General features: G+C 66.6%; 23 protein-coding genes. 16 read left to right on the top strand and 7 right to left on the bottom strand.

The genetic code is table 11. The features are described from left to right. Positions 1-10: 10 nt before the first annotated feature. Together QRM96_RS00920 and QRM96_RS00925 are read right to left on the bottom strand one after the other, a co-directional pair. A complete protein-coding gene (locus tag QRM96_RS00920; RefSeq protein ID WP_285318000.1) occupies positions 11-766 on the bottom strand; it encodes a type 1 glutamine amidotransferase in 756 nt (251 codons plus the stop codon). After that, complete coding sequence (locus tag QRM96_RS00925; RefSeq protein ID WP_285318001.1) at positions 763-2055, bottom strand: Mur ligase family protein; 1293 nt, start codon at positions 2053-2055, stop codon at positions 763-765. The genes QRM96_RS00920 and QRM96_RS00925 overlap by 4 nt, the downstream gene beginning before the upstream one ends. Positions 2056-2146: 91 nt before the next feature. Here QRM96_RS00925 and pdxT point away from each other — a divergent pair, with 91 nt between their 5' ends. From pdxT to QRM96_RS00970, 9 genes are all read left to right on the top strand, one after another. After that, the gene (gene pdxT / locus QRM96_RS00930) at positions 2147-2857 is read left to right on the top strand and encodes a pyridoxal 5'-phosphate synthase glutaminase subunit PdxT (protein WP_285318002.1); all 711 of its coding nucleotides are present in this window, start codon (positions 2147-2149) and stop codon (positions 2855-2857) included. Positions 2858-2860: 3 nt separating this feature from the next. After that, a complete protein-coding gene (locus tag QRM96_RS00935; protein WP_018761454.1) occupies positions 2861-3616 on the top strand; it encodes a YebC/PmpR family DNA-binding transcriptional regulator in 756 nt (251 codons plus the stop codon). A gap of 35 nt (positions 3617-3651) precedes the next feature. Beyond that, positions 3652-4230, top strand: coding sequence for a crossover junction endodeoxyribonuclease RuvC (gene ruvC, locus QRM96_RS00940; protein WP_018761453.1), 579 nt, complete (start codon positions 3652-3654; stop codon positions 4228-4230). Between the two features lie 89 nt (positions 4231-4319). Next, a complete protein-coding gene (gene ruvA, locus QRM96_RS00945; protein ID WP_285318003.1) occupies positions 4320-4964 on the top strand; it encodes a Holliday junction branch migration protein RuvA in 645 nt (214 codons plus the stop codon). Next, a complete protein-coding gene (gene ruvB, locus QRM96_RS00950; protein WP_018761451.1) occupies positions 4957-6042 on the top strand; it encodes a Holliday junction branch migration DNA helicase RuvB in 1086 nt (361 codons plus the stop codon). Before ruvA ends, ruvB begins: the two co-directional genes overlap by 8 nt. A 209-nt stretch (positions 6043-6251) precedes the next feature. Further along, positions 6252-6647 (top strand): preprotein translocase subunit YajC, encoded by a 396-nt coding sequence (gene yajC / locus QRM96_RS00955; protein ID WP_018761450.1) that lies wholly within the window; start codon positions 6252-6254, stop codon positions 6645-6647. A 100-nt stretch (positions 6648-6747) separates the two neighbouring features. Next, positions 6748-8505, top strand: coding sequence for a protein translocase subunit SecD (gene secD / locus QRM96_RS00960; protein ID WP_109044534.1), 1758 nt, complete (start codon positions 6748-6750; stop codon positions 8503-8505). Then, positions 8505-9521, top strand: a complete 1017-nt coding sequence (gene secF, locus QRM96_RS00965; RefSeq protein WP_018761448.1) for a protein translocase subunit SecF — start codon at positions 8505-8507, stop codon at positions 9519-9521. The genes secD and secF overlap by 1 nt, the downstream gene beginning before the upstream one ends. 147 nt (positions 9522-9668) lie before the next feature. Continuing rightward, the gene (locus QRM96_RS00970) at positions 9669-12059 is read left to right on the top strand and encodes a RelA/SpoT family protein (RefSeq protein WP_109044694.1); all 2391 of its coding nucleotides are present in this window, start codon (positions 9669-9671) and stop codon (positions 12057-12059) included. Here QRM96_RS00970 and QRM96_RS00975 read toward each other — a convergent pair. The 3 genes from QRM96_RS00975 to QRM96_RS00985 all read right to left on the bottom strand — a co-directional run bounded on the left by QRM96_RS00975 (position 11940) and on the right by QRM96_RS00985 (position 15210). Next, positions 11940-12713 (bottom strand): type IV toxin-antitoxin system AbiEi family antitoxin, encoded by a 774-nt coding sequence (locus tag QRM96_RS00975; RefSeq protein ID WP_231369858.1) that lies wholly within the window; start codon positions 12711-12713, stop codon positions 11940-11942. The genes QRM96_RS00970 and QRM96_RS00975 overlap by 120 nt on opposite strands. Before the next feature lie 93 nt (positions 12714-12806). Further along, positions 12807-14324: a DUF349 domain-containing protein gene (locus QRM96_RS00980; protein WP_285318005.1), complete on the bottom strand. Its 1518-nt coding sequence runs from the start codon at positions 14322-14324 to the stop codon at positions 12807-12809. A 67-nt stretch (positions 14325-14391) separates the two neighbouring features. Beyond that, a complete protein-coding gene (locus QRM96_RS00985) occupies positions 14392-15210 on the bottom strand; it encodes a peptidylprolyl isomerase (RefSeq protein WP_018761445.1) in 819 nt (272 codons plus the stop codon). Between the two features lie 226 nt (positions 15211-15436). Here QRM96_RS00985 and hisS point away from each other — a divergent pair, with 226 nt between their 5' ends. Further along, complete coding sequence (hisS, locus tag QRM96_RS00990; protein WP_285318007.1) at positions 15437-16807, top strand: histidine--tRNA ligase; 1371 nt, start codon at positions 15437-15439, stop codon at positions 16805-16807. On the opposite strand, the gene QRM96_RS00995 is transcribed toward hisS, so the two are convergent. Next, positions 16804-18069 carry an APC family permease gene (locus QRM96_RS00995; RefSeq protein WP_285318008.1) on the bottom strand — a complete coding sequence of 422 codons (1266 nt, stop codon included), beginning with the start codon at positions 18067-18069 and terminating at the stop codon, positions 16804-16806. The genes hisS and QRM96_RS00995 overlap by 4 nt on opposite strands. Before the next feature lie 97 nt (positions 18070-18166). Here QRM96_RS00995 and aspS point away from each other — a divergent pair, with 97 nt between their 5' ends. Both aspS and QRM96_RS01005 read left to right on the top strand, forming a co-directional pair. Continuing rightward, positions 18167-19948, top strand: coding sequence for an aspartate--tRNA ligase (gene aspS / locus QRM96_RS01000; protein ID WP_109044539.1), 1782 nt, complete (start codon positions 18167-18169; stop codon positions 19946-19948). Between the two features lie 83 nt (positions 19949-20031). Further along, a complete protein-coding gene (locus QRM96_RS01005; protein WP_109044540.1) occupies positions 20032-20853 on the top strand; it encodes a GNAT family N-acetyltransferase in 822 nt (273 codons plus the stop codon). Positions 20854-20870: 17 nt separating this feature from the next. Here QRM96_RS01005 and QRM96_RS01010 read toward each other — a convergent pair whose 3' ends face one another. Further along, positions 20871-21539 carry an acVLRF1 family peptidyl-tRNA hydrolase gene (locus QRM96_RS01010; protein ID WP_018761440.1) on the bottom strand — a complete coding sequence of 223 codons (669 nt, stop codon included), beginning with the start codon at positions 21537-21539 and terminating at the stop codon, positions 20871-20873. A 64-nt stretch (positions 21540-21603) separates the two neighbouring features. On the opposite strand from QRM96_RS01010, the gene QRM96_RS01015 reads away from it, so the two are divergent. From QRM96_RS01015 to QRM96_RS01030, 4 genes are all read left to right on the top strand, one after another. Then, the gene (locus tag QRM96_RS01015; RefSeq protein ID WP_285318011.1) at positions 21604-23067 is read left to right on the top strand and encodes a replication-associated recombination protein A; all 1464 of its coding nucleotides are present in this window, start codon (positions 21604-21606) and stop codon (positions 23065-23067) included. Positions 23068-23238: 171 nt separating this feature from the next. Further along, positions 23239-23865 carry a 30S ribosomal protein S4 gene (gene rpsD, locus QRM96_RS01020; RefSeq protein ID WP_009357431.1) on the top strand — a complete coding sequence of 209 codons (627 nt, stop codon included), beginning with the start codon at positions 23239-23241 and terminating at the stop codon, positions 23863-23865. Between the two features lie 145 nt (positions 23866-24010). Beyond that, a complete protein-coding gene (locus QRM96_RS01025) occupies positions 24011-24385 on the top strand; it encodes a DUF948 domain-containing protein (RefSeq protein ID WP_018761438.1) in 375 nt (124 codons plus the stop codon). Between the two features lie 17 nt (positions 24386-24402). Next, entirely contained in the window at positions 24403-24633 is a 231-nt protein-coding gene (locus QRM96_RS01030) for a DUF6167 family protein (protein ID WP_243835433.1), read from the top strand. The last annotated feature ends 10 nt before the right edge of the window (positions 24634-24643 follow it).

Below are 24643 nucleotides of genomic sequence, written 5' to 3' on the forward strand. Positions count from 1 at the left end.
GGCAGTGACTTTAGCGGGGCCTGCGGGCTGCGTGCTCCCGCGCCAGGACAGCGTAGGCATCGTCCGGTGTTCCGGGGGAGAAGCTGCCGAACTTTCGTTCTGCCGCGGTCCGGATCAGGAAGTCGGCAATGGCCGGGTTCTTCGGCAACAGGGAACCGTGCAGGTAGCTGGCCACAATATTGCGATACCGGGCACCTTCGTGGCCGTCAGTGCTGTTGTTTCCTGTGCCCTTGGGAACCGTGCCCAGGGGCCTGACCCCGCTGCCCAGGGTGGTTTGCCCGCTGTGGTTTTCGTAGCCAAGGACTTCGCCGAACTCGCTGGTTGACACCTTGACATTACCGATCAGGCGCTCGTCCGTGCCGTGGGTTTCGACGTCAAGGATGCCGATGCCCGGAATCACTGCACCGGTGCGGGTCTTGAAGAAGCGGCCAAAAAGCTGGTAGAGGCCGCAAATGACCAGCATGGGCGCCCCTTCTTCGGCCAGTTCCCGCAATTCGCCGGCCCGGGCCTGCAGATCGTCCTGGATCACCAGCTGCCCGCTGTCCTGGCCGCCGCCACCGACGATGATGTCCACATTGTCGGGAAAAGGATCGCCCACGTTGTATTCAAGGACATCGGGCGTGTAGCCGTGCCAGGCGATCCTGCGTTGCAGGACCAGGGCGTTGCCCCAGTCGCCGTAAATATTCATGTCCCGCGGGTAAAGCTGCACCACGCGGAGCCTGCCCTTGGACGGAGCGGCAGCGGTCGAGGCTTCGGCAGGGTTCACGAGACAACCTCCACGGTGGTGATTTTGGCCAGCTCACGGCGGATGGCCAGCATGGCGGTGTATGTGCAGAAGATCCGCTTGGGCTTCCCGCGTCCTTCCCTGATGAAAGCCGCCAGCGCGGGGGCGATCTCGGGCTGGACAGCGCCGATGCGGACGTCGTCGTACTGTAGCCGGAGGGCCATGTCATAGGCCCTGGAACCGGTCAGCTGGTCAACACCTTCGGACCGGAGCGAATCGAATTCCACATCCCACAGCCAGGACATGTCCCGGCCGTCGGCGTAGTTGTCATTGATCGCGATCATGGTGGCGTACCCGCCGGCCGGGAAGGACTTGAGCCCCAGCCGGAATCCGCTCGGGTTCTTCACCAGGACAAGGTCGAGTGGCAGTCCATCGACGGTCAGGCTTTCGCCGCGTCCAAACGCGGGCGCCACCCGGGAGAGCGCCTCCAACAACGTGGCGTGGTTTGCGGTGGCGGCTCCGCCGCCGCAAATGCTGCGGGCCAGCGTCAATGCCGCCGCGGCGTTGAAGATGTTGTATACGCCCCGCAGCTTCATCGCCGTGGTGACCGTTCCGCCGTCGTACGCAAACTCGGCGCTGTCCGCGCCCACCTTCAGCAGTACGACGTCGGCCGGCGGCTTTGCGGGCAGGGCCGCCGGAGCAGGGCTGCCGGGGGCTGCGCGCATGTCGTCGTCGTTGGGAAAGGTTCCCAGCAACGATTCGTCCAGGCCGAAGTACTTGACCTGCTGGCCGGTGAGGGTGTCCGCGATGCGTGCCACCCGCGGGTCCTCACGGTTCAGGACAACGGTTCCGGTGGTCTTGGCGGCGATGTGCTGGAGCAGCTGGGCGGTCTTGTCGATCTCGCCAAAGCGGTCCAGCTGGTCGCGCAGCACATTCAGCAGCAGGCAGTAGCGGGGCGGGACGCTGTTCACGAAGTGCACCGCGTGGGCTTCGTCGAGTTCCAGGACCGCGACGTCGGCGTCCAGCCGGCCACGCCAGTCCACTTCGCCCAGGAGCGCCGCCGCCACGCCGCGGGTGAAGTTGCTGCCGGTGCGGTTGGTGAAAACCTTCAGACCCTGGCTTTCGAGCAGTTCAACCACCATTTTCGTGGTGGTGGTCTTGCCGTTGGTGCCGCTGACGACGGCCACACCGTGGGGGAGGGTACTGAGCGTCCGCCGCATGAACCCGGGATCGATTTTCTCGACCACCAGGCCCGGCAGGGCCGAGCCGCCGCCCCGAAGCCGGGACACCCGGCGGACCAGCTTGCCGAGCGGAACACTGAAGAAGACCATGTTTTGAATATATCCCAGCAACGGCATGCAACCGCTGCCGGGACCGTGCCGCCGGACCGCGGGCAACGGGCGTGGCCCGTATGCTGGAGGGATGACAAATCCCCCTTCAGCTGCTCCTGCGCGCGTAGGAGCAGGCCTGCGGATCGGTGTCCTGGCCCTGCAAGGCGATTTCCGCGAGCACCTCCATGCGGCCGAGGCCACCGGCGCACGCGGCGTGCCGGTGCGCCGGCCCCGGGAGCTGGACGGCCTGGACGGCCTCATCATCCCTGGCGGAGAATCGACCACCATCGACAAGCTCGCCCGGGCCTTCGAGCTCGCCGATCCGCTCCGGAAGTACATCGCCGAAGGGCTCCCCGTCTACGGCTCGTGCGCGGGCATGATCCTGCTCGCCTCGGACATCGCGGATCCCGCAACCGACCTCGCAGGCGCCCCGCAGCAGACATTCGGTGGGCTGGACATTACCGTCCGCCGCAACGCGTTCGGGCGCCAGCGGGAGTCCTTCGAAACCGACCTGGACTTCAAGGGGTTGGACTTCAGCGCCACCGAATCAGGGGTGGCCCCGGTGCACGCCGTGTTCATCCGCGGCCCGTGGGTGGAGCGGGTAGGCCCGGGAGTGGAAGTCCTCGCCCAGGTTGAACCGGCGGACCCGGAGCACGCCTCCCACGCCGTCCCGCTGCCCGGGGCGGCTAGAATTGTGGCAGTGCGTTCCGGCCAGCTGCTGGCCACCTCCTTCCACCCGGAAGTGACTGGCGAAAAACGCGTACACGAACTTTTTATCCGCATGATCAGAGGAGAAGCGTAAAGCATGTCAGGCCACTCCAAATGGGCGACGACCAAGCACAAAAAGGCGATCATTGACAGCCGCCGCGCAAAGTCGTTCGCCAAGCTGATCAAGAACATCGAAGTAGCCGCCCGGATGGGCGGGCCGGACCTCGCGGGCAACCCGGGCCTGGAACTGGCGGTAACCAAGGCCAAGAAGACCTCGGTCCCCAACGACAACATCGATCGCGCCATCAAGCGCGGCGCCGGCCTCACCGGCGAAGTGGTGGACTACACCGAGATCATGTACGAGGCCCGTGGCCCCCAGGGCTCGGCGCTGCTGATCGAGTGCCTCACGGACAACAAGAACCGCGCGGCCTCCGAGGTCCGCCTGGCCATCTCCCGCAACGGCGGCACCATTGCCGATCCCGGGTCGGTCAGCTACCTTTTCACGCGCAAGGGCGTGGTTAACCTGCCCAAGAACGGCCTGAGCGAGGACGACGTCCTGATGGCCGTGCTGGACGCGGGCGCCGAGGAAGTGAAGGACAACGGCGAGACCTTCGAGATCCACTCGGAACCGGGTGACCTGCAGGCCATCCGCGAGGCCCTGACGGAAGCCGGCATCGAGTACGACACCGACGAGGTGGAGTTCGTGCCGTCGATGCAGGTGGAGCTCGACGTCGACGGCGCCCGGAAGTTCCTGAAGCTGGCAGACGCCCTCGAAGACCTCGACGACGTCCAAAACGTCTACAGCAACGCCGACCTCAGCGACGAAGTCCAGGCTGCCCTGGAATCAGAGTGACGTCCCGCCTTGCCAACTAAGGCCCGGCACCGGCGTTGACGCTCCGTGTCCTGGGCGTCGACCCCGGCCTGACCCGTTGCGGGATCGGCGTGGTGGACGTCGAGCGGAACCGCAGGGCCACCATGGTGGCCGTCGGTGTGGTGGGCACCTCGCCCGAGGAATCGCTGGACCGGCGGCTGCTGGTGATCGCCACCGCCATCGACGAGTGGCTGGACCGTTACGAACCCGAGGTCCTCGCCGTCGAACGCGTCTTTTCGCAGCTGAACGTCAGCACCGTCATGGGCGTAGCGCAGGCGTCCGGAGTGGTCATCGCGGCGGCCGCCCGCCGCGGCATCCCGGTGGCCCTGCATACGCCGTCGGAAGTGAAGGCGGCCGTCACCGGGAGCGGTTCGTCCAACAAGGACGCCGTGACCAAGCTGGTCACCAAGATCCTCCGCCTCGAGGCGCCGCCGCGACCGGCTGACGCCGCCGACGCGCTGGCTCTGGCCATCACCCACGCGTGGCGGGCCGGAAGCGGTGCGGCCGTGGCAACCACCGGGCCGGGCAGTTCGTCCTTGACGCCGGCCCAGCGGGCGTGGGCCGAGGCTGAGGCCAAGGCGCGCCGCGCACGCTGAATGTCCCTGCCGCTTGCTAGGGTATTCGTAGATATGTTCGGATAGCCGGGTGCTCACTGCGAGGCCGGCGATACAACGGGAGCCCGGCCTTGATCAGTTTCCTCCGCGGAACCGTAGCGCACGTCGGCCTGTCCACGGCCGTCATCGACCTCAATGGCGCAGGCATGAGCGTGAACGCGACGCCGCAGACCCTCAGCCGGCTGCAGGTGGGTGAACAGGGGCAACTCTTCACGTCCCTGATCGTCAGGGAAGACTCGCTGACGCTTTTCGGCTTCGCCTCCGACGACGAACGCGAGGTTTTCGACGTCCTGCTCAGTGTCAGCGGGGTCGGCCCCAGGCTTGCCCTTGCCGTGCTGGCGGTCCATGAGCCGGAGGCGATCCGCGTCGCCGCGCACACGGGGGACAGCAAGACGTTCACCAAGGTTCCGGGGATCGGTCCCAAGGTGGCGGGCCGGATCGTGCTGGAACTGGCCGGCAAGCTCGTTCCGCACGGGACCGCTCCCGCGGCCGGTGCCGCCACACCCGCCGAGACCGCCTGGAAGCCGCAGGTAATCGCCGCGATGACCAGCCTTGGCTGGTCCGAAAAAGACGCGTCGGGCAGCATCGACAAAGCCTTGGCCGACGAACCCGAGGTCTCCTTCCGCGGCAACGTTCCGGAGATCCTGCGCACCACGCTCCGCTGGCTGGGCCAGGACGGCGCCCGGGCAGGCAACCGCGTAGGCAGCCGTGGCTGAACCTTCCCTGGTTGCGGCGGGGGAGGAGCCGGAAGAGCGGGCCATCGAGGCGGCGCTGCGGCCCAAGAACCTCGACGACTTCGTCGGGCAGCACCGGGTCCGCAAGCAGCTGTCCCTGGTGTTGCAGGCCTCCCGGATGCGCGGGCGGACGGCGGACCACGTGCTGTTTTCGGGGCCTCCCGGCCTTGGCAAGACCACGCTGGCCATGATCGTTGCCGCGGAGATGAATGCGCCCTTGCGGCTCAGCAGCGGCCCAGCCATCCAGCATGCCGGCGACCTCGCCGCAATTCTCTCCTCCCTGTCGGAGGGCGAGGTGCTGTTCCTGGACGAAATCCACCGCATGTCCCGGCCCGCAGAAGAAATGCTGTACATGGCCATGGAAGACTTCCGCGTGGACATCGTGGTGGGCAAGGGAGCCGGCGCAACCGCCATTCCGTTGGAGCTCCCGCCGTTCACCCTGGTGGGCGCCACCACCCGGGCCGGTCTGCTCCCGGGCCCGCTCCGGGACCGGTTCGGCTTTACCGGCCACCTCGAGTTCTACTCCGTTCCCGAACTTGAGCTGGTCCTGCGGCGCTCCGCCGGCCTGCTGGACCTGAAAGTGAACTCCGCGGGCTTCGCCGAAATCGCAGGCCGTTCCCGCGGCACCCCCCGCATTGCCAACCGGCTCCTGCGCCGGGTCCGGGACTGGGCGCTGGTGCACGGCATCGAGCAGATCGACTCACGGGCAGCTTCAGCCGCCCTGGACATGTACGAAGTGGACAAGAAGGGCCTTGACCGGCTGGACCGGGCCGTCCTTGAGGCCCTGATCACCAAGTTCGGCGGCGGCCCCGTAGGCCTGTCCACGCTCGCCATCGCCGTCGGTGAAGAAACCGAAACCGTGGAGACGGTGGCGGAACCCTTCCTGGTCCGCGAGGGCCTGCTGGGGCGGACCCCCCGCGGCCGGATCGCCATGGCGCCCGCCTGGACGCACCTGGGCTACGCCATCCCGTCGGGAGTCTTCGCGCAGGAACAGCTGGACCTTTTCGATTCCGGGGAAGAAGCCGCCGGCGCCGGCGAATGGGCCCCGGAAGGCCAATAGCAGGCTCCCTTCAGCTTTTCCCTTTAGACTGGTATGACGCCCGGCACGTTCGGCGCTTTGTTTCGCCGGTGGCCCTGACGCCTCCGTCGCTTGGGGAAGGAACCGTCAGGCTTTGCCTGCATCTACATCCCGCCCCGGCTGAAGCGAGGCCGACGTCGCTGGAAAACCGGCAACACCCACGCAAAAGAACGGAATTCCCCTTGGATCCAATGTCAATTCTCCTGTTCGTCATGCTCGGCGTCTTCATCTTCATGATGTTCCGCCGCAACAAGAAGACGCAGCAGCAGCAGGCAGAGCTCCAGTCGAAGTTTGCCCCGGGCGTGGAGGTCATGACCAGCTTCGGCCTTTTCGGCCGGATCGTGGACATCGACGAAGCAGAGAACAAGGTCACCCTTGAACTGTCCCCCGGAAACCTTGCAACCGTGCACCGCCAAGCGGTGACCAAGGTGGTCGAGCCTGCAGCTGAGCCGGCCGCCGCCTCGCCTGCCGTCCCCGACGATGCTTCCTCGCTCACCACCCCGGAGACGGGCAGCCCAGTGACGGGCACTGAGACTCCCGAGGAAACCCTGAAGCGCCTCAACGACGAGGGCAAGAAGGACAGCTAGGCCCGCTGGCTCCTTTCCTCCCTCTACCGCTGCGGATTGCCGCCGGCGCAGGCTGCAGCCCGCGCCGGCGGTTCTTCCGCGAATAAGAGAAAGATCGACAATGGCACGAACTGGCCGCAAGAAACCAGGGCTGCGCGTCCTGGTCTGGCTTGGCGTACTCCTGGCAGCACTGACCGCCGTCCTGGCGGGCGGCACCATCGCCGGACAAGCCAGCTGGGCACCCAAACTGGCCCTGGACCTCGAAGGCGGCACCCAGATGATCCTGGCGCCGAAGGTTGAGGGTGGTTCGGACATTAACGAACAGCAACTCAACCAGGCCGTGGCGATCATCCGCCAGCGCGTGGACGGCTCCGGCGTCTCCGAAGCGGAAATCAGCACTCAGTCCGGCCGCAACGTGGTGGTCAGCCTTCCCGGCACGCCGTCGGCTGAAACCCGGAACCTGATCCAGGCATCCGCCGACATGAACTTCCGCCCCGTGATCCTCAACGGTGACGGAGCAGCAGTGCCGCCGGAATCACAGACCCCGGACGACCAGCTGCCCAAGCCGACCGCTGCGCCGGCCAACAGCAGCGACACCAACTGGATCACGCCGGAAATCTACAAGCAGTTCGAAGCGCTGGACTGCAACAGCGCCGCAGCCGAGAAATCACAGCGGTCAGATCCCACCAAGCCATTGGTAACCTGCGAACCCGCCACCGCCAAAACCCCTGCCATCAAGTACATTTTGGGGCCGGTGGAGGTCAAGGGAACGAACATCGTCACCTCGTCCTTCCAGCTGCAGCAGGGCGCGCAAGGCGCGGTCACCAATGACTGGGCCGTGAACATCCAGTTCGACGCCGAAGGCACGGCCAAGTTCAAGGACGTCACCGAGCGCCTGAACCAGTTCTACGTCGCCGCTGGGGGCGAGTCTGGCACCGATCCCAAGTCCCAGTTCGCCATTGTGCTTGACGATCAGGTCATCTCCGCTCCCCGCTCGCTGGCCGTCATCACTGACGGACGCCCGCAGATCACGGGCGGCTTCACCGAGCAAACCGCCAAGGCGTTGTCCGACCAGCTGCGCTTTGGGGCCCTGCCCATCAGCTTCGACATCCAAAGCGAGCAGCAGATTTCGGCCACCCTCGGTGGTGAACAGCTGCGTATGGGCCTTTTGGCCGGCTTGATCGGCCTCCTCCTTGTGGTGGTCTACTCGCTGTTCCAGTACCGGGCGCTCGGATTTGTCACCATCGCATCCCTGGTGGTGGCCGGAGCCCTGACCTACCTGGCCATCGCGATCCTCGGCTGGACCGAGAACTACCGGCTGTCCCTGGCGGGCGTCGCGGGCATTATCGTCGCCATCGGCCAGACGGCGGACTCGTTCATTGTTTACTTTGAACGCATCCGTGACGAACTGCGTGAGGGCCGCGGCCTGGTGTCCGCCGTCGAAAACGGCTGGAAGCGCGCCAAGCGCACCGTCCTGGCCTCCAAGGCGGTCAACCTCCTCGCTGCGCTGGTCCTGTATTTCGTCGCTGTGGGCAACGTGCGGGGGTTCGCTTTCACCCTTGGCCTGACAGCCATCGCCGACCTCATAGTGGTGTTCATGTTCACGCACCCCACGCTGCAGCTCCTGGCCCGCACCAAGTTCTTCGGTGAGGGCCATAAATTCTCCGGCCTGGATCCGGAGCGGCTCGGAGCGGTGCCCCTGTACCGCGGTGCCGGTCGCATCCGGACCCCGGAGGACCGGCCTATGGCGGTGCGCGGCAAGAATGCCGGTGCCGCAGCCGAGGCCGAACGACGCATGACCATCGCCGAACGGCGCCTGGCGGAGAAGCAGGAACAGCTCGCCGGCTCGTCGAAAACCTCCGCGAAGGAGAACAAGTAATGTCAGGCTTCGCCAGTTTTGGTAACGAGCTCTACACCGGAAAGCGCTCCTACGACTTTGTGGGCGCCAAGAAGATCTGGTTCCTCATCGCTGCCGTGGCAGTGGCCCTGTCCATCCTCATCCCGGTGGCCAAGGGCGGCTTCAACCTCGGCATCGAATTCCGGGGCGGCTCTGAATTCACGGTCTCCAATGTTAAGACGACCGACGCCACCGTGGGTGAGCGCGCCGTCACCGATGTGGTGGCCGGCAGTGTCCCCCGCGTGGCGAACGTCGCGGGCAACACCATGCGGATCCAGACCGACAAGCTGACCGATGACGAAACCCTTAAGATCAAGCAAGGCCTGACCACGGCCTACGGAGTCACCGACAACGAAGTGACATCCACGTTCGTCGGTCCCACCTGGGGCGCTGACGTGACCAAGCAGGCGTTGATCGGCCTGGCGGTCTTCGTGCTCCTCGCGGCGTTGCTGATGGCCCTCTACTTCCGCACCTGGAAGATGTCACTGTCGGCTCTTGCCGGCATGGCGGTGACGATGTTCATCACCGCCGGGGTCTACGCCCTCAGCGACTTTGAGGTCACGCCGTCGGCCATCATCGGCTTCCTTACGGTTCTCAGCTACTCGCTGTATGACACCGTGGTGGTCTTCGACAAGATCCGGGAAAACACCTCCGGCATTGATGCCTCCACCCGCCGGACCTTCGGCGAGGAGGTCAATCTTGCCGTCAACCAAACCCTGGTCCGTTCCATCAACACCATGATGGTGGCCATCCTCCCCGTCGGAGCCATCCTCTTCATCGGGGCCGGGCTCCTGGGTGCGGGAACCCTGCGCGACCTGTCGCTGGCCTTGTTCGTCGGCATCCTCATCGGCACCGCCGCGACCATCTTCGTGGCCGCTCCGATGTACGCGTGGCTCCGCCAGGGCGAACCGGACCTCGTCAAGCAGGCGCGGCGCGTGGAACAACGGCGGGCGGGTGCGCCGGAACGGCCAGTTCCGGCCTCGCCGGCCCAGGCCTGATCCGCCGCCGACGGCACCCGTTACTCCCGAAAGACCGGGCAACGCATCCTCTGCGTTGCCCGGTCTTCGCATATGCGGGGCCGGTTATAAAAGTCACTGCCTTGGGGAATAGACTGGGGTAATTAAATGGTGGTGAGGGGTGCTTCATTGGAAGAACGATCGGCGTCGGCGCCTACGGCAGAGGATGATAAGAATCCTGCCGGTGTACAGGCCGGTATGGCATCTTCGGCGCGCCCCGGATCGTTGGTTCCCGTGGACAATTCAGGCTCGCGCGCCACGTTTCCCGGCCGCCGTGAGCGCACCAGGTCCCGGCTTGCCCGCCTGACCGGACGGGGGACGGCCACATACTCGCCCATCCTCGAACCACTGCTGCGGACGGTCCGGGCCAACAATCCCAAAGAGGACTTCGACCTCATCCAGCGCGCGTTCGACGTCGCCGAGCGAAGCCACCGCGGGCAAAAACGCAAGAGTGGCGACCCCTACATCACCCACCCAGTGGCCGTCGCCACCATCCTGGCAGAACTAGGGCTCAGCGGCACCACCCTGGCAGCGGCCCTGCTGCATGACACCGTGGAGGACACCCCGTACACCCTGGCGGACCTGAAGCGGGACTTCGGGCCCGAAGTGGCCATGCTGGTGGACGGCGTGACCAAACTGGACAAGGTCAGTTTCGGCGAAGCCGCCCAGTCCGAGACGGTCCGCAAGATGGTCGTCGCCATGGCCAAGGACATCCGGGTGCTGATGATCAAGCTGGCGGACCGGCTGCACAATGCGCGCACCTGGCGGTTCGTGTCCGCTGAGTCGTCAGCCCGCAAGGCGCGGGAGACCCTGGAGATTTTCGCTCCGCTCGCGCACCGCCTGGGCATGAACACCATCAAATGGGAGTTGGAGGACCTGTCCTTCGCGGCGCTCTATCCCAAGGTGTACGAAGAGATTGTCCGGATGGTGGGGGACCGGACCCCCGAGCGGGAAAAGAGCCTGGGCGTCATCCGCGACCAGATCACCGAGGACCTGCGTGCCGCCCGCATCAAGGCCACCATCACCGGCCGGCCCAAGCACTATTACTCGATCTACCAAAAGATGATTGTCCGCGACAAGGACTTTGATGACATCAATGACCTCATGGGTGTCCGTGTCCTGGTGGACTCCGTCCGGGACTGTTATGCAGCCCTGGGCACCATGCATTCGCGCTGGAACCCGCTGCCTGGCAGGTTCAAGGATTACATCGCGATGCCCAAATTCAACATGTACCAGTCCCTGCACACCACCGTGATCGGCCCCGGCGGCAAGCCGGTGGAAATCCAGATCCGCACGCACGAAATGCACCGCCGGGCCGAATACGGCGTGGCCGCACACTGGAAATACAAAGACCAGCCGAACCGCACCGCCGTCGGCCCCGGGAGCCCGCGCGACGGCGACATGGGCTGGCTGCGCTCCCTGGTGGACTGGCAGCAGGAAACGTCCGATCCGGGAGAGTTCCTGGACTCGCTCCGCTTTGAAATCAACGCCCGCGAAGTGTTCGTCTTCACCCCCAAGGGCGAGGTCATGGCGTTGCCGGCGGGATCGACACCCGTTGACTTCGCCTACGCAGTGCACACCGAGGTGGGGCACCGCACCATCGGCGCCCGGGTCAACGGGAAGCTGGTTCCGCTCAACAGCGAACTGAACCACGGCGACTGGGTGGAGATCTTCACCTCGAAAGCCGAGGGCGCCGGCCCCAGCCAGGACTGGCAGCACTTCGTTAAAAGCGCGCGGGCCCGCAACAAGATCCGGCAGTGGTTCAGCAAGGAACGCCGCGAAGAGGCGATCGACCGCGGCAAAGAACTGCTGACCCGCGCCATGCGGAAGCAGAACCTTCCGCTGCAGCGGCTGATGACACACGAGGCCCTGGCCGCCGTGGCCGAGGAGTTCAAGTACACCGACATCTCCGGCCTCTACGCTGGCGTGGGTGACGGCCACACGTCGGCCCAGTCCGTCATGGAGAAGCTCATCGAGAGCCTGGGCGGCAACGAAAGCGCCGATGATGACGTCGAAGAGGTCAGCATCCCCACCCAGGTCACCAAGGCCCGCTTCTCCGATTCCGGCGTGGTGGTCCGCGGCGTGGGCGACGTCTGGGTGAAGCTGGCCCGGTGCTGTACCCCCGTGCCGCCGGATCCCATCCTCGGGTTCGTGACCAGGGGTTCGGGCGTTTCCGTGCACCGCACCGACTGCACCAACATCTCGGACCTCAAGGACCAGCCGGACCGGATCGTGGACGTTGACTGGGCGCCCACCCAGTCAAGCGTGTTCCTGGTGGAAATCCAGGTAGAGGCGCTCGACCGCAAATCGCTGCTCTCCGATGTCACCCGCGTCTTGTCGGAGAACCACGTGAACATCCTGGCGGCCAGTGTCCACACGTCCACCGACCGGGTGGCCATCTCAAAGTTCGCTTTTGAAATGGGCGACCCCAAGTACCTCAGCCACGTGTTGAGCGCGGTCCGACGGATCGACGGCGTGTTCGATGTCTACCGCACCACCGGGAACAAGCGCCGGAGCTAGCAGCGCCAGTTTTTCCAGCGCTGCCCGCTTGTGGGGAACCCGGGGTGTGGCTTCGATGGCACGGACAAGCAGCCGGAGTCCCACGTCCTGCTGCGGCCTGGCCAGTAAGGCCGTGAGGGCAGGCAGGGCTCGTTCCGCTTCCACGTGCAGGGCAATATCCAGCGCCGTCCGCAGCGGGGTGGAGACCATCAGGCCGCCCAGGCTGATGACATCGAGCGGACCAAGCTTCACTTCGTGAAGGGTGCAGCCGCGCGTGTTCCGCAGGCTCGATACCCTCCGTTTCGTATCCACCAGCAGTGCCAGCCGGTCAGGTTCCGCGGCACAACCGAAGATCCAGGCAGCGGTCATCCGGCCGGCCACCACACGTTGCCGTACCGCCGCGGGGACCACTGCGGCGGCCGCCCGGGCCCGGAGCTTCGGCGAGGCGGGCATCCCGGGCAGGGTGTAGCCGTGTTGGTGGAACCGGGCCAGCAGTCCGTCGGCGGCGAGGGACTGCAGTTCGGGCGCAGCAAAGGGAGCCCCTGGGGCGTAGAGCTCCGGAAAACGGGGCGCTGAGGCGGCGTCTGTGCCCTGGAGTTGGCTGCCTGCACCGGGAGTGCCCGCAACGGAAGTGCTGGGTTGCCCGGGAGCCGGAGGAACTGGTGCTGTGGCCATGCCCCCATCCTGCCCGGATTGCCGTTAACGAGCACAGGCCCGGTCCGGGTTATGTGGATAACCGGACCGGGCCCGCGTCAGGCAGGGGAAGCGTCAGGACAGCTCGCTGGCCGAGCGCTGGATCTGGTCCAGCCATGCCTGGCGGGCTTCGAGGGCTTCCTGGGCGGCCTTGATCTTGCGCTGGTCGCCGCTCTTCTCTGCCTTTGCGAGGTCCTCCTGGAGCCCTGCAATGGCGGACTCCAGCTGTGACAGGGCGCTGTTGGTGCGGGCCTTGCGCTCCGGGTTGGACCGCTGCCACTGCTCTTCCTCGGCGTGGCGGACGGCGTCCTCCACCTTCCGCAGGCCTGCTTCAATCCGGCCCATGTCTGCCCGGGGCACCTTGCCTGCTTCTTCCCAACGGTCCCGGACGGACTGCAGTGCCTTCTTTGCGGCCGCGAGGTCATTCACCGGGAGGATTGCGTTGGCCTCAGCCAGCAGCTCCTCCTTGACGGCGAGGTTGGCCGTGTACTCCTGGTCAATCTCGTCGTTGGCAGCCTGGCGGGAGGTGAAGAACACGTCCTGGGCGGCACGGAACCGGGCCCACAGTGCGTCGTCGTCCTTCCGGCTGGCGCGCGGCGATGCCTTCCACTGGTCCATCAGCCGGCGGTACTCGCCGGCGGCGAAGCCCCAGTCCGTCGAGGTGGACAGCGCCTCAGCCTCGGCGATCAGCTTCTCCTTGGCGGCCTTGGCCGCCGAGTTGTTGCTGTCCAGCTGCGAGAAATACGCCCTGCGGTGGCGGTCGAAGACGGTACGTGCAGCCCTGAACCGCTTCCACAGTGCATCCTCGTTGCTGCGGCCCAGCCGGACACCGCTCTTCTGCGCGGCCTTCCAATTCTCGAACAACTCGTTCATCCGGGCACTGGAAGTCTTCCACTGCGTCTGCGCGGGATCCTGGCCGGAGATCTCCTCCGCTTCAGCCACGATGGCTTCCCTGGCCGCGAGTTCGGCGGCGCGGACGGCGTCGTGCTCGGCCTTTTCGGCTTTCTCGAGTTCCGTGATCTGGCCGGCCAGCTTTTCCAGCCTGGCCTCGGCGGCGCGGAGGTCGCCCACCATGTTCCGCTCGGCGAGCTGCTCGTGCAGGTGGGTCACGGTCTTCTGCATGTCAGTGCTGGGAGCCTTGGAGCTGACCCGCTGTTCCAGGAGCACGATCTGTGCCACGACGTCGTCGTACTTCCGGGCGAAGTAGATCAGGGCTTCCTCGCCGCTGACGCCGGGGTACTGCCCAACCGGGTGCTCACCGCCGTCGATCGTCAGGTAAACGTGGCCGTCCCCTTCCACCCGGCCCCACTTGGAGGCCTCGGCGACGGACGTGCTGGGAGCGGCAGGAACGGGTGCGGCGGCAGGAGCGGCTGCAGCAGGCTTCGGGCGCGACGCAAACGCGGCAGGAGAAGGCGCGGAAGGCCGGGGGCCCGCAGCAGGTGCTGCGGAGGGCGTTTCCTCGGGTGCGGCCTCTTCCGGGGCTGCGGGTGCCGGTGGGTTGGTTGCTTCGGTGCCGGCGCCTTCGCTGGTGTCCGAGGCCGCCGCCACGGTCAGGTCTGTTGCTGTTTCGTCGGATTTCTGACTGTCTGTCACCGCTAAAAGTCTTTCGCTTGGAGGGAAATACTCACGTACTGCACCGTGTCCGCTTGGGCCCGGCGTCCTACTTCAGAGAAAACGAGTCTATCGTGACTGGTTGGATCGGTGCGCCGTCTGTGTCACTGGCCCCGGGCTTAATACCTGCGGCGGCAATCTTGGTCACTGCGTCCAGCCCGGAGGTCACTTTGCCCACCACCGTGTAGCCGCCGGCAGAGTCAGGATTGATGACAGTGTCCTTGTAGACAATGAAGAACTGCGTGCCGTTTCCGTAGGCGTTGTTGCCGCTCCGCGCCACGGCGATGGTTCCTGCGGGATATTTGTTGTCGGCAGGAGCATTTTCCAAGGGGCCCCAGGTGTAGTTCGGGTCACCCTGGCCGTCACCGTTGGCGGAGCCGCATTGCAGGACGCCGAACTGGTCCGCTGTGGTCAAGCGGTGGCAGGTCTTGCCGTTGAAAAAGCCTTGGTCGCTGAGTGACTTGAACACTGCGGCCGCTTGGGGCGCCTTGGTGCCGTCCACTTCCACGCCAAGGGGGCTGCCGTTCAGCGACAGCTCACCGGAGAACGTCTTGCCGGCGGCCGTCTCGGCTGCGGGAATGTTCGCCCCGTTGGATACTTGCGGAGACGGGGTGGCGGAGGCGCTTGCGGACGCCGACGGGTCGGTCAGCCCGGCCTGCGCGGCAGCGTATTCGTCCTCGGTGGGATTTCCGGCGAAGGCGGTGAGTTGAAGCACGACGGCGAGCGCGACGGCGGCGGCTCCCGCGCCGGCGGCCACGAGGTTGTCGCGTTTGCGCCGCTTCTCCTGGCTGCGCCGCAGCTCGCGCTTGGCCTCCATTTGCTGGATGCGCCGTTTTGTTTCGCGGGCACTGCGTGAACTGGCCGCCAAGGGTCCTCCTCGTCGTCGGGCTGCTGATGCCCGGCGGATGGCCGCCGGGCGCAGGTGGGGCCGCCATCAGCGCCGGTCCGCTGCATTAGAGATGCACACGGATGGCGCATAAACTGGCTGCCGCACATAGTTTATGCATGGCTGGCTGTGCTGCCGCCGAACGTCGCCTTGGAGCGGCGCGCGGGCAGCCCCCGGCGCACCTTTCACCGTAAGGAGAACTTTCCCCATGGCACGCACCGCCTCCCTGTCCGGATTCCCCGAGTGGCTTCCCGAGGAGCGGCTGGTGGAGCTGCACGTGCTCGATACCCTGCGCCGGGTCTTTGAACTGCACGGGTTTGCCTCGATCGAAACCCGCGCCGTGGAAACGGTGGGCCAGTTGTTGCGCAAGGGAGAGATCGACAAGGAAGTGTACGGACTCAGCAGGCTGCAGGAGGACGAGGGCGACAACCCCGTCAAGGGCGGCAAGGCCGATCCACACGCCCTTGCCCTGCATTTTGACCTGACGGTTCCGTTTGCCCGGTACGTCGTGGAAAACGCCGGGTACCTGGCGTTCCCGTTCCGCCGGTACCAGATCCAGAAGGTGTGGCGCGGCGAGCGGCCCCAGGAGGGCCGGGCCCGGGAGTTCACCCAAGCGGACATCGATGTTGTGGGCGACGGTGAGTTGCCGTTCCGCTACGACGTGGAGATTGCCCTGGTGATCGCTGAGGCGCTCAGCGCGCTTCCCATCCCGGACTTCCGCCTCCGGATCAACAACCGCAAACTGGCTGAAGGCTTCTACCGGGGGATCGGGCTCGATGACACCGCGGGCGTGCTGCGCAGCATCGACAAGCTCGAAAAAATCGGTCCTGCCAAGGTGGCGGAGCTCCTGAAGACAGAGCTCGGTGCCACCGACGAGCAGGCAGCCAAGGCGCTGCAGCTGGCGGCCATCCGCACGGAAGACACCTCGTTCGTGGCGAAGGTCCGCGCCCTGGGCGTCAGCGACGAGCTCCTGGACGAGGGCCTGGATGAACTGGAGCAGGTAATCGATGCCACCGTGCAGCGCGCCCCCGGCAAGGTGTTGGCGGACCTGAGCATCGCCCGCGGCCTGGACTACTACACGGGCACTGTCGTGGAGACCGTCCTGGTAGGCCATGAACAGCTGGGATCGATCTGCTCCGGCGGCCGCTACGATGCACTGGCGTCCAAGGGCAACCGGAAGTTCCCCGGGGTGGGCCTGTCCATCGGCGTCACCCGCCTTGTGTCCCGGATCCTCAGCCAGGACCTGGCCAGGGCCTCCCGTTCCGTGCCCACCGCCGTGCTGGTGGCCCTGAGCCACGACGACAGCTGGGGCGCAGCGCAGGACGTTGCTGCTTTGCTTCGCAGCAGGGGCATCCCCACGGAGGTCGCGGCGAAAGCGGAGAAATTCGGCAAGCAGATCAAGTTCGCCGACCGGCGCGGAATCCCGTTCGTATGGTTCACGGACGACGACGGCACGCACCAGGTCAAGGACATCCGGACCGGTGAACAGGTGGTGGCAGCCCCGGAGACCTGGGCCCCGCCGCTGGAGGACCTCACCGTCCAGGTGAGCACCACGGCCACCGCACCGGCGTCGGCCTAGCGGCCGCGCGGCCGGCCGTGCTGGCGCTGCCTGAAGCGCAGCACCAGCCAACGGCCGGCCGTACCCGCGGCCAGGACCGCTGCCATGGTCAGCAGGGGAGCCGGCGGCAGCGTGAAGGCCAGCACCACGCACCCCAGGAAGCCCGCCGCGTTCAGCCAGCGCGGCGCATAGGCCGGATGCGAACCGAGGGTGTAGGCGGAGGCGTTGGCAACGGCGTAATACACCAGCACCCCGAAGCTTGAGAAGCCCACCACGGTCATTACGTCCGTGGTCAGCAGGAGCAGGATCACGACGGCGGCCACGGCCAGTTCCGCGACGAACGGAACGGTGTGCGCCCCGCCCACCCTGGCCAGGGTGCGGGGAAGGTCACCTTCCCGCGCCATGGCCAGCGTCGTGCGTCCGACGCCGGTGATCAGCGCGAGCAGGGCGCCCAGGCATGCGGCGGCGGCGCCCACCTGCACCAGTGGTGCACCCGCCGCCAGCTGCGATGCCAATACCGCGTCCAGGAGGGGAGTCCTGGCACCAGCGAGCCGGTCTCCCAGGTGGGCCTGCAAAAGTAGGGCCAGCAGCAGGTAGATGGTGAAGGCGGAGGCGAGCGCGGCCAGAATGGCCCGCGGAATGGTGCGGGAGGGATCTTTGACTTCCTCGCCCAGTGTGGCGATCCGCGCGTACCCGGCGAAGGCGAAAAACACCAGCCCGGCTGCCGGCAGGACCCCGGCCGGGCCACCGGAACCCGGACCGGCCGCGTCCGCCGCGGGATGCGGGCCGAGGACTGCGGCAACTCCGACGAACACCAGGGACGCCACGACCACGCACAACAGGATCCGCGTGAGCTGGGCAGTGCGGGTAATCCCCAAGAGGTTGATGCCGGTCAGGGCAACCACGGCAGCGACGGCCACCGGCACGGCGTAGCCCGGTGCGACGTAACTGCCGAAGGTCAACGCCATGGCCGCGCAGGACGCGGTCTTCCCCGTGACGAATCCCCATCCGGCGACAAAGCCGGGCCACTCACCCAGTTGTTTCCGGCCGTAGACATAGGTGCCGCCGCTGGTGGGGTACCGTGCGGCAAGCGCCGCGGAGGCAACAGCGTTGCAGTATGCCACGACACCGGCGAGGACCACGGACCAGGCCAGCAGGTTGCCGGCCAGGGCTGCGGCGGGGGCGAACACCACGAACACGCCGGCGCCCAGCATGGAGCCAAGGCCTATGGCGGTGGCATCGAAGGCGCCGAGCCGGCGTTGGAGCTGCTGGGGTTGGGCCATGAGGCGGCAGTACCTTTCCAGCGGGTAAACTCGGACGGGATCGTTCCCGGAACGATCATATTGAACTTCCCACTGTTTTCCCGCAGAAAGGCGTGCTGTGCTGCGCACACATGACCTCGGATCCCTCCGTTCCGAGCACATTGGACAAACCGTAACCCTGGCCGGCTGGGTGGGCCGCCGTCGTGACCACGGTGGTGTGGCCTTCGTGGACCTGCGCGATGCTTCCGGCGTCTCGCAGGTAGTGGTGCGTGAAGAAGAGGTCTTCCATGGCCTGCGCAACGAGTATGTCCTGCAGGTCAAGGGCACTGTTTCCCGCCGCCCCGAGGGCAACGAGAACCCGGCGCTGGCCACGGGCGAGATCGAGGTCATCGCCGAGGACGTCACCATCCTCAACACCTCGGACCCGCTGCCCTTCCAGATTGACGAGCACGTCGAGGTGGGCGAGGAAGCTCGCCTCAAGCACCGCTACCTCGACCTCCGCCGTCCGGGCCCCAGCCGGAACCTGCGTCTGCGCTCCGAGGCCAACCGCGTGGCCCGTGAATTGCTCCACGACGAGGGCTTCGTGGAGATCGAGACCCCGACGCTGACCCGCTCCACGCCGGAAGGTGCCCGCGACTTCCTGGTTCCGGCCCGCCTGGCACCGGGTTCCTGGTACGCCCTCCCACAGTCCCCGCAGCTGTTCAAGCAGCTGCTGCAGGTGGGCGGCTTTGAGAAGTACTACCAGATCGCCCGCTGCTACCGGGACGAGGACTTCCGCGCGGACCGCCAGCCGGAATTCACGCAACTGGACATCGAGGCCAGCTTCGTGGACCAGGACGACATCATCCGGCTGGGCGAGAACATCGTCAAGGCCGTATGGCAGCTCATCGGTGCCGACATCCCCACCCCCATCGAGCGCATCACCTATGCGGACGCCATGGCGCGCTTCGGTTCCGATAAGCCTGACCTTCGCTTCGGGCAGGAACTGACCGAGCTCACAGAATTCTTCAAGGACACCAACTTCGGCGTCTTCAAGGCCCCCTACGTCGGCGCAGTCGTGATGCCCGGGGGCGCTTCGCAGGCACGCCGGGCCCTGGATGCCTGGCAGGAATGGGCCAAGCAGCGCGGCGCCAAAGGCCTGGCCTATGTCCTCTACAAGGAAGACGGCGAACTCGCGGGCCCCGTGGCCAAGAACCTCACCGACACCGAACGCGCCGGCCTGGCCGACGCCGTCGGCGCCAAGCCCGGCGACTGCATCTTCTTCGCCGCCGGTGAGAAGACGCCATCGCGTGCCCTGCTGGGCGCCGCGCGCGTGGAAATCGGCCACCGTACCGGCCTGATCGACCCCACCGCGTGGGCTTTCTGCTGGGTCGTGGATGCACCCATGTTCGAGCCTGCCGCCGCCGCCATCGCCTCCGGTGACGTCGCCGTCGGTGCCGGCAAGTGGACCGCCGTCCACCACGCCTTCACCTCACCGAAGCCCGAGTTCCTGGACACCTTTGACAAGGACCCGGAATCGGCGCTGTCCTACGCTTACGACATCGTGTGCAACGGCAACGAAATCGGCGGTGGCTCCATCCGTATCCACCAGCGTGAGGTCCAGGAACGGGTCTTTGAGCTCATGGGCCTGGACAAGGAAGACGCGCAGACCAAATTCGGCTTCCTGCTGGAGGGCTTCAAATACGGCGCACCCCCGCACGGCGGCATCGCCTTCGGCTGGGACCGCGTTGTTTCGCTGCTCGCCGGCGTGGAGTCCATCCGCGACGTCATCGCCTTCCCGAAGTCCGGCGGCGGCCATGACCCCCTGACCGAGGCTCCGGCGCCCATTACGCCGCAGCAGCGCAAAGAGGCCGGCGTGGACTTCAAGCCGGAGGCCAAGAAGCCGGAAGAAAAGAAGTAGAGGAAGGACGGCAGCCGCAGGGCGCCGTCCGTCACCGAAGGTTCCCCGGGGAAACCGGGGGACCTTCGGCCGTTAAGGAAGGAATGCCGGTGGCGAGCCCGGACGATGTGAAACCCAGTGCCCTGGAACTCGAATCTGCCATGGACGCAGCGTGGCCGGCCCGGGAACGGCAGGAGGCCGGAAACTGGGTGCTCCGGGCGGCGGATGGCGTCACGCAACGGGCCAACTCCATCTGGCCACGTGTCCTGGAGGACGGCCACCCCGACGGCGACCTGGCCGCCTTGCTCGCCGAAGCAAGGGCCTGGTACCGCCTCCGCAGGCTGCCCGTCATCTTCCAACTGTTCGACCACCCCGCCACGGCAGCACTCCACGACCTGCTCGACGCCGAGGGGTTCACGCGCCAGTCCGAGACCGTGGTCATGACACGCAGTGCGGCCGCGGGCGGTACCCCTGAAGGCGGCCATAACGGCGCGGCGGTTGAACTGGCACCGATGCCGTCCGAGGACTGGCTGCGGGTCTGGTGGGAGGTGGACGGCCGCGGCGGCAAGGATGCCTTGGGCACCGCACGGGCAATACTCGAAGGTTGCCCGTCGCTGTACGCCCTGGCGCGGGACAGCGACGGCCGCGCCGCCGCCGTCGGACGCCTTGCCATGCCTGCCGGCAGCACCCTCGGTGGGGTGTACGGCATGGCCACACGGACTGACGCGCGCCGCAAGGGGTTTGCGGCAGCCATTCTCCATGCGCTGCTGCATGCCGGCGTCGACCACGGTATGACGGACTTCTGGCTGCTGGTGACGGCGCAGAACCATGGTGCCCGGGAGCTCTATTCAAGGGCGGGCTTCAGTGAGTACGGGCGCTACCTGTACCGCCAGGAGCGGCCCCGCCGGCCGCTGACGGGCTGCTGACCAGGCGGCGGCCCACGTTAGCCGGACGGGTCGGTTACCTGGACCCGGACGGAGCAGGCGTCCGCCGCGGCCTTCTTCAGCACGGCCGCCCGCGGCTCAATGACGTCGAGATATGCGAGGCGGGGCAGCGGGAGATAGGGCCGCAACGGCGGTTGCTGCAGGACAAGGTCAGCCAGGGCCCGGTCACCGCCCGGCACCACGTACTCGAACGGCGCACCACCGAATACCCCAGCCGCTTGTTCCGCCACGGAGGCCACCAAGGCATCCGCCTGGTTGGAACGGCGCCGGGCAAACCGCTGCTGGGACTGGCCGCCCGCCGCGGTACGCGACTGAACGTACCGGGTCCCGGCCTTGGACGCCAGCAGCATGCCTTCGCATGCCACCCCGACGCCGTAGCCGCCCCGACGCACCAGGAGCAGTCCCAGCCGGCGCGGCTGGGACGCAAGGGCGGCCAGCCGATCCACCGGGCCGTTGCCGCGTCCGGGACGGCCGTCAGCCGGCCACGGCGCCTGCAGGAGCGCCTCAGTGCCGTCAGCGGCCAAAAGCCGGAGACCGTCGTCGTCATCCCGCAACCGGAAGCCGCCGTGGGAGGAGCCGAAGCGTTCCACCCAGCCGGCCAGCCGGGCGCCGGCCACGAATGCCGTCCGGACTGATGGCGGGCCGCCGGCGGAAGCGGTGGCGGGCATAAGTGTTCCTTCGCTGTGGTGGGGGCGGGAAAATGCAGGAGGGGACTGGAAGTAGCCTATCTATGTGGATGATCTCTTCGGGCACGGCCCAGAAAACGACGACGACGACGATGCCGTCGCCGAGGCAGGCGCCGGTACCGGAGGACAAGGCGCGCGAGGACAGGGTGCACGCGGACAGGGATCGCCGCGGAGCCCGCTGGCGGTGCGCATGCGGCCGCGCAGCGTGGATGAGGTGGTGGGCCAGCAGCACCTGCTCGGCCAGGGCTCACCCCTGCGGCAGCTGGCGGCGGGGGCCGACGCCGCAGGCCCGGCGGGTCCCAGCTCGCTGATCCTGTGGGGACCCCCCGGCACCGGCAAGACCACCCTTGCGCATGTCATTGCCCGCGGGCCCGGACGAAAATTCGTTGAACTGTCCGCCATCACGGCAGGGGTCAAGGACGTCCGGCGCGTCATGGACGACGCCCTGACGGCCCGCGACCTCTACAAGACCACCACCGTGCTCTTCCTGGACGAGATCCACCGGTTCAACAAGGCCCAGCAGGATGCGTTGCTGCCAGGGGTCGAAAACCGCTGGGTGGTCCTGGTGGCGGCCACTACCGAGAACCCGTCCTTTTCCGTGGTCTCCCCGCTGCTGTCACGGTCCCTGCTCCTGACGCTCAAGCCACTCACGGACGCCGATATAGAGGGCCTGCTGGTGCGGGCCGTGGAAGACCCCCGCGGTCTCGGCGGCAAGGTCAGGCTTGGCGACGAGGCCCTTGACCACCTGGTCCGGCTCTCCGGCGGCGACGCCCGCCGGGCGTTGACGGCGCTGGAAGCCGCGGCGGGGGTTGCCTTCGGGGACGCGGACGACGTCGAACGTTCTGTCCCGGAGGGCAGCGGCACCACCGAGCCGGTCACGGTGGAGTTGCGCCACACCGAGCGTGCCCTGGACGCTGCCGCGGTGCGGTACGACCGGGCCGGCGACCAGCACTATGACGTGGCCAGCGCCTTCATCAAGTCCATCCGGGGCTCCGACGTGGATGCCGCACTGCATTACCTCGCGCGGATGCTCGAAGCGGGGGAGGACCCCCGGTTCGTCGCCCGGCGGATCGTCATTTCCGCGGCAGAGGATGTGGGCATGGCGGATCCCACCGCGCTCCAGACGGCGGTGGCCGCAGCACAGGCAGTGCAGCTGATCGGGATGCCGGAAGGGCGGATCATCCTGGCCGAGGCAGTGGTCCACCTGGCCACCGCGCCGAAGTCCAACGCCGCCTATATGGGCATCAACAAGGCGATCGCCGATGTGCGGGCCGGCCTCGGGGTCGGAATCCCCGCCCACCTGCGCGATGCACACTATCCGGGCTCCAAGCAGCTGGGCCATGGTGTGGGCTACAAGTACGCCCACGATGCTCCGCACGGGGTGGCCAGCCAGCAGTATCCGCCGGATGACCTGGTGGGGCGGGACTACTACCAGCCAACGGGCAATGGAGCCGAACGGGACATCGCCGTGCGGCTGGAGCGGCTGCGGAAGATTGTGAGGGGCACGTAGCTGCCGTGGTAGGCTATATGTTTGTCTGGCAAGGCCCGGCGCACAATCTCCCCAATTTTACCGTTGAGAAGGTTATGCCCTGTGCCCAGTAGCAAAAGGCAGCGGTTGGCCGATGCTCTCCATCGTGGAGGCCAGTAACACTGACACACCGCAGATATTGGAAGGACACAAGTGGCTAACAACACTCGTGCTCGCCGTCAGGCCCGCCTCTCGCGGTCCCTCGGCATCGCTCTGACCCCCAAGGCCGCCAAGTACATGGAGCGCCGCCCGTACGGCCCCGGTGAGCATGGCCGCGCCCGCAAGAAGCAGGACTCCGACTACGCCGTACGTCTGCGCGAAAAGCAGCGCCTGCGCGCCCAGTACGGCATCCGCGAAGCGCAGATGACCCGTGCCTTCGAAGAAGCCCGCCGCACCAAGGGCCTGACCGGTGAGAACCTCATCGAACTGCTCGAAATGCGCCTTGACGCCCTGGTCCTGCGTGCCGGCTTCGCCCGCACCATCGCCCAGGCCCGCCAGCTGGTTGTGCACCGCCACATCATGGTTGACGGCGTCCGCGTTGACCGTCCGTCGTTCCGCGTCGGCGAGGGCCAGCTGGTCCACGTCCACAGCCGCAGCGAGACCATGGTTCCGCTCCAGGTTGCCGCCGCCGGTGCCCACCGCGACGTCCTGCCTGCCGTTCCGGCCTACCTGGACGTCAAGCTGGAAGCCCTGCAGGCCCGCCTGGTCCGCCGCCCCAAGCGTTCGGAAATCCCGGTGACCTGCGAAGAGCAGCTCGTCGTCGAATTCTACGCACGCTAAATCCCAGCAGCGTATCCAAAGAAGCCCGTGGCAAGCGCCACGGGCTTCTTTGTATGTAAGGTACTTGGGGGACATCTGCGCATCGGGCCTTCCGGGCCCGGCCAGGATGGAACCCCACCACGGAATTTCGAGGAGATGAACGTCTATGTCTGGTGGCGATATTGCCGGCCTGATCGCTGCCGGGGTGTTCGCGCTCCTGGTGCTGCTGCTCGCGGTACCCATCCTGAAGCTGGGAAGTGTGTTCGACGAGGTGCGCACCGCCATCAAGTCCATCAGTGACGGCGCCACGCCCCTGATGGACGAGGTCACCGCCACCGTTTCGACCACCAACCAGCAGTTGAAGAAGGTCGATGGCATCTCGTCCAACGTCTCGGATGCATCCGCCAACATTTCCGCCCTGTCTTCGCTGGTCGCCGCCACGGTGGGTTCGCCGCTGATCAAGGTGGCCGCGTTCAGCTACGGCGTGCGCAGTGCCTTCGCGAACCGCAGGAAGCCCGCAGCCGGCCGCCGCAGCCGCTAGATTCGAAAAGAACGAACATGAAAAGAATTGTTTGGATGGGAATTGGCGTGGCCATCGGCGTCATCGCGTTCCGTAAAGTCACCGAGGCGCAGGCCAACCTCGGACCCGAAGGCCTCAACCGTGCTGTTGGGCGCCTGGCAGACGGCGTCTACGACTTCGCTGATGCCGTCCGGGCCGGGATGCGCGAGCGTGAGACCGACCTCCGCGCCGCACTGGGCGTCGACTCCGCGGAACTGGTGCGCCGCTGAGCCCCGGGGC

Source organism: Pseudarthrobacter sp. lyk4-40-TYG-27, from assembly GCF_030209295.1.
Classification (GTDB): domain Bacteria; phylum Actinomycetota; class Actinomycetes; order Actinomycetales; family Micrococcaceae; genus Arthrobacter.